Consider the following 2,338-nt stretch of genomic DNA (forward strand, 5'->3'; position numbering starts at 1 on the left):
TTATATATAAAAGGAATACTTATAATGAAAGTTAAAATATCTGAAATTGGTTGTGTAATTTCTACTCCTTTTAAAGAGAATAACTTTGGTAAAATTATAATTAACGGAAGAAAAAATATACCTTGGCGACAAGATGTTAAAAAAGTTGCATGCAAGGGCTTACCCACTGCTTGAAATGTCATGTTAGATAAGACACCCAAAGTCATGAGTGGCATTACTAAACATTGATATCGTAATGCATTTGTTCCTATTTTAATGACTTCCAAATCTGAAATAAACCAAGACATTATTTTTGGTGATAATATAAATCCAATTATAGCCAAGACTGTCATTATGCTAGTTCCAACTTTCAAAGTAAATAAAAATGATTCTTTAACTCTATGATAATTTTTAGCACCATAATTATAACCTACTACTGGTTGGTATCCTTGACCATAACCGATTACAACGCAAAATATTAACATACATATTCTTCCGACAATAGACATGGCAGCTACAGCAGAATCTCCATAATTCCCTGCATTAAAATTTAAGGCTACGGTTGCTATACTTGCTAGTCCTTGTCTAAAAAAACTAGGCATTCCATTTTTCAATATAATAAAGTATGTATTAATATTTCTTGAAATTTTCTTTATTGAAAACTGAACTATGGTTTTTCTTCTTAAATAAAATGAAAATAATATTATAAAACTTATAAACTGGCTTGTGGCTGTTGCTATGGCAGCACCACTAATACCTAATTTAAATGAAAATATAAATATGGGATCTAAAATTATATTTATAATGCCTCCAATACTTATACCTACCATTGCCAAATTAGCTTTTCCTTCTGCTCTTAGTATGTTATTTAAAATAAAAGAAGTAGCCATAAATGGTGCTGCAAACAATATGTATTTTGCGTAGCTTATAGAATATGGTAATATTGTTTCTGTTGAACCAAGGATAATCATTAGTGGCTCTATAAATATGTTACCAAATACTAATAAGATAAACCCAAATACTAAAGAAGTAACAAATCCTGAAGACCCCAAAATATCAGCCTCTTCTTTATTTTGTTCTCCAAGTCTTCTAGAAATAGTACTTCCAGAACCTATTCCTATGGCAAAGGCAATAGCTTGTATAATTGCCATTAATGAAAATACAATACCAGTGGCAGCAGATGCGCTAGTACCTAGCTGAGAAACAAAATATGTATCAGCCATATTATATATGGATGTTATTAACATACTAATAATAGTAGGTATTGCTAAAGAAGAAACTAATTTTGGTATGGGTGTATTAGTCATTTTTTCAAATTGTTTATCTTTTGTATGCATAAATTCTCCTCTGTTAGTTATTTAATTCATAATCATCTATTTTATCATTTCTAAATATAAATAAAGCAAAAAATATAAATATACAGCTACCTATAAACACTTGAATAGGATACAAATAAAGTCCGTCTGTATTTAATAACAATGGTAGAAGTGAAATTGCTCCTGCTGGTGGAAAAATAATACTTGTCTTTTCAAAAATAGTAAAAATGCAGAGTGTAGTAATTCCTGCTACTAGCCATAGAGGAAATTGCAAATATACATTTAAAAATATTCTTAAGGTAGTACCAATAAAAGATGCTACTAGAAGTATAAATATTATCTTTTTAACACTTTTTCTAGCTGGACTTGAGGGTTCAGAAAATTCCATAAAAGTTACTATTAATGGAGGTGCTATAAAATATAAATTACTTGTTTTTACAGGTATAAAAGAAACTAGCAAAATAATTAATAATGTTTTGAAATATTTTTTTATAGTATATTGTTCACTTACATCCTCCATATCTACTGTTACTAAATTACCTAAGAGTGTATCTTCTTTGACGTATTTTTCTGCGTTTCTAATGCCACGTACTTCCATAATATATTGAAAAATTACGATTAAAGCACACATTATAGTTACTGATATGGGATAAACCCAAGTAGACGTATTAAGTAAAATTGGTAATATACATGCTGAAATTAAAGGTATAATTGTTGTTTTTGTAAGACGTAACATTATATAAGAAAATGTAAATGCTATTGATATTTTGACAAGTATATGGATTGATAGATATTTCACTAATATAACTCCAACAAATGAAGATATAGACATTAACAAAAACAATTGTACTTTATTTACTTTCCATGGTTGATTTTCAGCTATCCATGCACCTGATAACAAGGCAAGAATTTCAGGAAAAATTATTTCCAGTTGATTTAAGTACTCTGCACAAAACACCATAAAAATAGTAAATATTAGGGAAAAAACATATCTTTTTTTCTTCATATTCACTTCCTCTTCCCATAATTTAAATATAAAAAAC

The 2,338-nt window shown here is 28.4% G+C and carries 2 protein-coding genes; both read right to left on the reverse strand.

All coding sequences use genetic code 11. From position 1 onward, the window contains the following. Nucleotides 1-1,316 (reverse strand): MATE family efflux transporter (locus tag NSA58_RS19045; RefSeq protein ID WP_257560855.1); only part of this gene is annotated, 1,316 nt, incomplete at its 3' end. Nucleotides 1,317-1,329: 13 nt separating this feature from the next. Further along, nucleotides 1,330-2,338 (reverse strand): HPP family protein (locus NSA58_RS19050; protein ID WP_257560856.1); only part of this gene is annotated, 1,009 nt, incomplete at its 5' end.

The sequence above is a fragment of the Terrisporobacter muris genome (assembly GCF_024621905.1).
GTDB classification, from domain to species: domain Bacteria; phylum Bacillota; class Clostridia; order Peptostreptococcales; family Peptostreptococcaceae; genus Terrisporobacter; species Terrisporobacter muris.